This window comes from Pseudomonas sp. BF-RE-21, assembly GCF_019947305.1.
Classification (GTDB): domain Bacteria; phylum Pseudomonadota; class Gammaproteobacteria; order Pseudomonadales; family Pseudomonadaceae; genus Aquipseudomonas; species Aquipseudomonas migulae.
Window position 1 is genome coordinate 62,331 of sequence record NZ_JAGYGF010000029.1, and the last position, 6,556, is coordinate 68,886.

5 protein-coding genes and 1 riboswitch are annotated in these 6,556 nt (G+C 60.8%); of the genes, 3 read left to right on the top strand and 2 right to left on the bottom strand.

All coding sequences use genetic code 11. The features are described 5' to 3' along the window. Positions 1–6: 6 nt before the first annotated feature. On the bottom strand, positions 7–339 hold the full coding sequence (locus KGB25_RS18850) for a DMT family transporter (RefSeq protein WP_008027887.1): 333 nt from the start codon (positions 337–339) through the stop codon (positions 7–9). Between the two features lie 102 nt (positions 340–441). On the opposite strand from KGB25_RS18850, the gene KGB25_RS18855 reads away from it, so the two are divergent. Together KGB25_RS18855 and waaA are read left to right on the top strand one after the other, a co-directional pair. Next, entirely contained in the window at positions 442–1,362 is a 921-nt protein-coding gene (locus tag KGB25_RS18855) for a LysR family transcriptional regulator (protein ID WP_008040402.1), read from the top strand. Then, entirely contained in the window at positions 1,355–2,632 is a 1,278-nt protein-coding gene (gene waaA / locus KGB25_RS18860) for a lipid IV(A) 3-deoxy-D-manno-octulosonic acid transferase (RefSeq protein ID WP_008040404.1), read from the top strand. The genes KGB25_RS18855 and waaA overlap by 8 nt, the downstream gene beginning before the upstream one ends. Positions 2,633–2,688: 56 nt before the next feature. Here waaA and KGB25_RS18865 read toward each other — a convergent pair whose 3' ends face one another. After that, entirely contained in the window at positions 2,689–4,128 is a 1,440-nt protein-coding gene (locus KGB25_RS18865; protein ID WP_008027893.1) for a TolC family outer membrane protein, read from the bottom strand. A gap of 192 nt (positions 4,129–4,320) precedes the next feature. Further along, positions 4,321–4,426, top strand: a riboswitch (TPP riboswitch). A gap of 163 nt (positions 4,427–4,589) precedes the next feature. Between KGB25_RS18865 and thiC the strand changes: the two genes are divergently transcribed. Further along, positions 4,590–6,479 (top strand): phosphomethylpyrimidine synthase ThiC, encoded by a 1,890-nt coding sequence (gene thiC / locus KGB25_RS18870; RefSeq protein WP_008027894.1) that lies wholly within the window; start codon positions 4,590–4,592, stop codon positions 6,477–6,479. Positions 6,480–6,556 lie beyond the last annotated feature (77 nt).

The following is a 6,556-nucleotide window of genomic DNA, read 5'->3' on the forward strand; positions in this document are numbered from 1 at the left end:
CAGGTCTTAGTGCCCGGCGGTTTTGGAGAAGAGCTGGATGACCACAACGCCAAGCACGATGAGCGCCATCCCGAGCATCGCCGGTACATCCAGCTTCTGCCCGTAGATAAACAGCGCCGCGACGCTGACCATCACGATCCCCATGCCGGCCCACACCGCGTACGCCACACCCACCGGCACGCTGCGCACCACCAGCGTCAGCATCCAGAAGGCAATGCCATAACCGACGATCACCAGAATCAGCGGCAACGGTGTGCTGAAGCCTTTGACCGCTTTCATCGAAACAGTGGCGATCACTTCGGCGCAGATGGCGATGGCCAGGTAGTAGTAAGCGGTCATGGGTGCATCCTCGTGTGAAGTGTTGCTTTATGAGGTCGGCATTTTAGAGGTTGCTCAGATGGGGTAAAGTCATTACCTATCTGTGCGGGAGATGGGTTGGCCATGAACATTCAATGGAATCTGGAGCAGTTGCGTTTGTTCGTCAGCGTTGCCGAGCAGCGATCGTTTTCCGCTGTGGCGCGGGACCAGCGCAAGGCGCAGTCGGCGGTCAGCAGTTCGATAGCGCTGTTGGAAGAAGACCTGGGTGTGAGCCTGTTCGACCGCAGCAGCGGTCGGCAGCCGAAACTCACTGAGGCCGGCAATGCGTTGCTGGATGAGGCGCGGGAAGTGCTGCGTCAATGCGAGCGCCTGAATGGCCGGGCGCTGGCAATGACGCGTGGGCAGGAAGCTCGCCTGCGCGTGGCTCAGGATGAGGCGATGCCGTATCAGCCGATCATTGAAAGTTTCGAAGCCCTGGCGGAACAGTTTCCCAGCCTTGAAGTGCAATTGACCAGTGCTGCCCAGGGCGATGTGGCGCGCAAACTGGTGGAGCGCCGGGCCGATCTCGGTCTGTTGTTTTATCACGATCAGATTCCCGAGGCGCTCGAACGTCGAGTGCTGGGCAGCGTCGAAATGGTCACGGTATGTGGCGTCGGGCATCCATTGGCAACGCAGGCTCCGGTCGATTGTCAGCAACTGGCGCAGCATCGGCAGTTGCTGATGTCGACCCAGTCCAGTGTGTATCCCGGCAGCGAGCCGGCCAGCCCGCAGGTCTGGCGGGCCGACAGTTTCTACGTGATGGCCGAATGGCTGGTGCGTGGCCTAGGCTGGGCCTGGTTGCCACGGCACGTGGTGCAGTATCCGGCGTATCAGGGGTTGATGGTCGAACTGGCCAGCGAATGGACGCCGCCGGCGTTGGTGGTGGAGCTGGTCTGGCGCCGCGATGAACCGCTCGGCCCGGCAGCCCGTTGGCTGGCGGAACGTTTTGCCGTGCACTTGCAGGCGATCGGCGAAAAAACCGATAAACTCCGCCGCCATGAATAGAACTCTCTACACCGCGCTGTTTTATCTGGGGCTGCCACTGGTAGCGATTCGGCTGTGGCTGCGCTCGCGCAAGGCACCGGCGTATGCCAAACGCATCGGCGAGCGGTTCTCGCTCGGGCTGCCGGCGATGAAGCCAGGCGGCATCTGGGTGCACGCGGTGTCCGTGGGCGAGAGCATTGCCGCAGCGCCGATGATTCGCGCGTTGCTGCAACGTTATCCCGCGCTGCCGATCACCGTGACCTGCATGACGCCGACGGGCTCCGAACGCATCCACGCCTTGTTCGCCAACGAGCCGCGCATCCAGCACTGCTATTTGCCTTACGACCTGCCATGCGCGGCGGCGCGGTTTCTTGATCGGGTCCGGCCAACACTGGCGGTGATCATGGAAACCGAGCTCTGGCCCAACCACATTCACCAATGCGCCAAACGCGGGATTCCTGTGGCGCTGGCCAACGCACGACTGTCCGAGCGTTCCGCCAAAGGCTATGGCCGCTTCGGTAAATTGACTCAGCCGATGCTCGCCGAAATGAGCCTGTTCGCCGTGCAGACCGAAGCCGAGGCCCAGCGCTTCCGCGATTTGGGCGCCCGTGCGGAAACGGTTGAAGTGACCGGTTCGATCAAGTTCGACCTGACCATCGACCCGCAACTGCTCCAGCGTGCGACCGAGTTGCGTGGGCAATGGCGGGCGCAGGAACGTCCGGTGTGGATCGCCGCCAGCACTCACGACGGTGAAGATGAAGTGGTGTTGGCGGCGCATCGTCAACTGCTCGACAGTCATCCTGATACGTTGCTGATTCTGGTGCCGCGCCATCCGGAGCGTTTCAACGCGGTGTTCGAGCTTTGCAAGCAACAAGGTTTCGCCACAGTACGTCGTTCCTCCGGCGAGCCGGTCACCGCCGATACGTCGGTGTTGCTCGGCGACACCATGGGCGAGTTGCTGTTTTTGTATGCCCTGGCCGACAGCGCTTTTGTCGGCGGCAGTCTGGTGCCGAACGGTGGCCATAACTTGCTGGAACCCGCCGCGCTGGCGAAACCGGTGCTCAGTGGGCCGCACCTGTTCAACTTCCTCGAAATCGCCGCGCAGTTGCGCAGTGCCGGGGCATTGCAGGAAGTGGAAGATGCCGAGGGTTTGGCGCTGGCGGTGCAGCGGCTGTTCGAATTGCCGCGCGATGCGCAGCGAATGGCAGACGCGGGGCTGAAAGTGATGCGCACCAATCAGGGCGCGTTGCAGCGGTTGCTGGATGGGTTGGATCGATTGATCAATCGCTGACTTGTAGGAGCCAGCTTGCTGGCGATGGCGTCTTCGGAGCCGCCATCACCCGCCCATTACTGCCCCGGTTTTGCCTTTAACTGCTCAGCCGCAGCCTTGGCCAGGTCCGGTGGCAGGAAGTCCTTGTCCGGGTTGTAGTCAGCCTTGAGATAGCGCTTGAGGTCCTGCAAATCCCCCGGGTTCAGCGTGCCGGCGGCTTGCTTCAGGCGCAGGTTGTCGAGGATGTAGTCGTAGCGGGTGTTGTTGTAATTGCGCACCGAGGTGTACAGCTGACGCTGCGCGTCGAGCACATCGACGATGTTGCGCGTGCCCACCTGATAACCGATTTCGGTCGCTTCCACCGCGCTCTGGTTGGAGATGATCGACTGCTTGCGCGCCTGCACCTGCTCGACATCGGTGTTCACCGCGCGGTGCAGGTTGCGGGTGTTTTCCACCACTTGCCGACGCAGGCCTTCACGCTGTTGTTCGGTCTGATCCAGGCGCGAGTACGATTCGCGAACCTGCGAACTGGTCAGCCCGCCGCTGTAGATCGGGATGTTCAATTGCAGCGCCAGCGTACGTTGCTCGACGGGGCCACCATACGGCTGGCCGAAGCCGTTCGGGTTGCTGAAGCCCAAGGCATCGTTGTCGCCTTTCTCATACTTGGCCACCGCATCCACCGTTGGTGCGTGGCCGGCCTTGCGCTGCTTCAGGGTTTCTTCGGCGGCGCTGACCGCGTAGTTGCTGGCCAGCAGATTCAGGTTCTGTTTGGCGGCGGTGTCGACCCAGGCCTTGGCGTCGTTCGGCGCCGGCGGCAGGATCGGCAAGGTGTGAACGATGCCCTGAATCGAGTTGTACTGACGGTTGGTCAGGGTGATCAACGCTTCAAACGCATCATCCACCTGACGCTGCGCAACGATCCGGTTGGCCCGTGCGGTGTCGTAACTGGCTTGCGATTGCAGCACGTCGGTCTTGTCCGACAGGCCGACATCGAAGCGTTCGTTGGACTGGTCGAGCTGACGCTTGAATGCCGCTTCCTCAGCCTTGGTCGAGGCCAGGTTGTCCTGGCTGCGCAGCACGTTGAAGTAGTCCTCGGCGGTTTGCAGGATCAGGTTCTGCTCGGTCGCCGAGAGTTGCAGGGCGGCTTGTTCATTGACGTCCTTGGCGGCCTGGTACTGGAACCAGCGATCGGCACGAAACAAAGGCTGAGCCAACGTTGCCTGATAGGAATTGGCGCTACGGTTGGCAACGGACGACGGTTGATCGATATCGGTGCGCACGTTGGCCAACTGGGCGCCACCGGAAATATTCGGCAGCAAGCCGGCGCGCGCCTGGGGCACGACTTCTTTCTGCGCGCCGTATTGGGCGCGGGCGGCGGCCAGGTCGGCGTTGTTGTCCACCGCTTCCTGGTAGACGCTGACCAGATCGGTCTTGGTCGATAAGGGCGCTTCTGCTGCCCAGGCCATTCCATTGGAAGCACAAGACACGGCAAGGGCCAGTGAGAGTTTGCGCAGCATGAGGCCATCCCTAAAAATTACACTGATAATTTGAGCGCCAAAGGTACGGCGCAGCCCACTCAGCGTCAATGCGCGACATGGCCGTTGCGAGTGTAGTTGCGCATACGTGCGGCAACAATCGTCTGATTGCGCCATTCATCATGGTGTTTACTGCGGTGTTGGCGTTCTTTGTCAGTTGTGTCTAGACTGGCCGGGTTCTTGTCGGGGTGCCTTGCTATGAGGCTGAGATCGAATAATTTCGGATCCCGTTGAACCTGATCAGGTTAGCGCCTGCGTAGGGAACAAGATTTCTCGTCACCCGGCGAGTCCTCTTGTGCTTCGTCCGGGATGTTGTTCGACAATCGAACACCCCTCGAGCACTGAGCACAGCACTGCTGGTTTTCCCAGCGCCCGTGCGTCCATTCGATTACAGGTTCGCTCCGACAAAAATCCACTGCCTGGATGTGTTCGGAGAGCCCGTGATGACGATAAAACCAAAAAACATAACGAACCTGAGTGACTCGGCCCAAGTCGATCAACAATCGGTTCAACCGTTTACCCGCTCGCAAAAAATCTACGTTCAGGGCTCCCGCCCGGACATCCTCGTGCCGATGCGCGAAATCAGCCTCGATGTGACCCCGACCGACTTCGGCGGTGAGATCAACGCGCCGGTTGTCGTGTACGACACCTCGGGTCCGTACACCGACCCCAACGTGATCATCGACGTGCGCAAAGGCTTGGCCGACATCCGCTCGCCGTGGATCGAAGCCCGTGGCGACACCGAGCGTCTGCCCGGCCTCAGCTCGAACTTCGGCAAGGAACGCCTCGCCGATCCGGAGCTGACCAAGCTGCGATTCGCTCACGTGAACAACCCGCGCCGCGCCAAGGCCGGTGGCAACGTCACGCAAATGCACTACGCGCGTCAGGGCATCATCACGCCCGAGATGGAATTCGTCGCCATCCGCGAAAACATGAAGCTTGAAGTCGCCCGTGCCGCTGGCCTGCTGGATCAGCAACACGCCGGCCACAGCTTCGGCGCCAGCGTGCCGAAAATCATCACCCCCGAATTCGTTCGTGAAGAGATCGCTCGCGGTCGCGCGATCATCCCGGCCAACATCAACCACACCGAACTGGAACCGATGATCATCGGCCGTAACTTCCTGGTGAAGATCAACGGCAACATCGGCAACAGCGCACTGGGTTCGTCCATCGAAGAAGAAGTGGCGAAACTGACCTGGGGCATTCGCTGGGGCGCGGACAACATCATGGACTTGTCCACCGGCAAGCACATTCATGAAACCCGCGAGTGGATCATCCGCAACTCGCCAGTGCCGATCGGCACCGTGCCGATTTATCAGGCGCTGGAAAAAGTCGGCGGCGCTGCCGAAGACCTGACCTGGGAGCTGTTCCGCGACACGCTGATCGAACAGGCCGAACAGGGCGTCGATTACTTCACCATCCACGCCGGCGTGCTGCTGCGCTACGTGCCGCTGACCGCCAAACGTGTGACCGGCATCGTTTCCCGTGGCGGTTCGATCATGGCCAAGTGGTGCCTGGCGCACCACAAAGAAAACTTCGCCTACACGCATTTCGAAGAGATCTGCGAAATCATGAAGGCCTACGACGTCAGCTTCTCGCTGGGCGACGGCCTGCGTCCGGGCTCGATTGCCGACGCCAACGACGCCGCGCAATTCGGTGAGCTGGAAACCCTCGGCGAGCTGACCAAGATCGCGTGGAAGCACGACGTGCAAACCATGATCGAAGGCCCGGGCCACGTGCCGATGCAGTTGATCAAAGAGAACATGGACAAGCAGCTCGAGTGCTGCGACGAGGCGCCGTTCTACACCCTCGGCCCGCTGACCACTGACATCGCGCCAGGCTACGACCACATCACCTCGGGTATCGGTGCGGCGATGATCGGCTGGTTCGGTTGCGCGATGCTCTGCTACGTGACGCCGAAGGAACACTTGGGCCTGCCGAACAAGGATGACGTGAAGACCGGGATCATCACTTACAAGATCGCCGCACATGCCGCCGATCTGGCGAAGGGACACCCGGGCGCGCAGATTCGCGACAATGCCTTGAGCAAGGCGCGATTCGAGTTCCGTTGGGAAGACCAGTTCAACCTGGGCCTCGATCCGGACACCGCACGTTCGTATCACGATGAGACGTTGCCGAAGGATTCGGCCAAGGTCGCGCATTTCTGTTCGATGTGCGGGCCGAAATTCTGCTCGATGAAAATCACCCAGGAAGTCCGCGAATACGCGGCCAACCAGCGGATCGAGACCGTCGACGCCGAAGTCGCCCGGGGATTGGCGGAACAGGCAGAGCGGTTCAAGCAGGAAGGCAGTCAGCTGTACAAGAAGGTTTGATCTGATCCGCAGCGTCAGTGCTTCTTGACTGGCGCATACCCTGTAGGAGCGAGGCTTGCCCGCGAAGGCGTTTTACC

Coding starts and splice junctions, on each gene's coding strand:
- KGB25_RS18865 (WP_008027893.1), bottom strand. CDS start 4,128: ATGCTGCGCAAACTCTCACTGGCCCTTGCCGTGTCTTGTGCTTCCAAT.
- waaA (WP_008040404.1), top strand. CDS start 1,355: ATGAATAGAACTCTCTACACCGCGCTGTTTTATCTGGGGCTGCCACTG.
- KGB25_RS18850 (WP_008027887.1), bottom strand. CDS start 339: ATGACCGCTTACTACTACCTGGCCATCGCCATCTGCGCCGAAGTGATC.
- thiC (WP_008027894.1), top strand. CDS start 4,590: ATGACGATAAAACCAAAAAACATAACGAACCTGAGTGACTCGGCCCAA.
- KGB25_RS18855 (WP_008040402.1), top strand. CDS start 442: ATGAACATTCAATGGAATCTGGAGCAGTTGCGTTTGTTCGTCAGCGTT.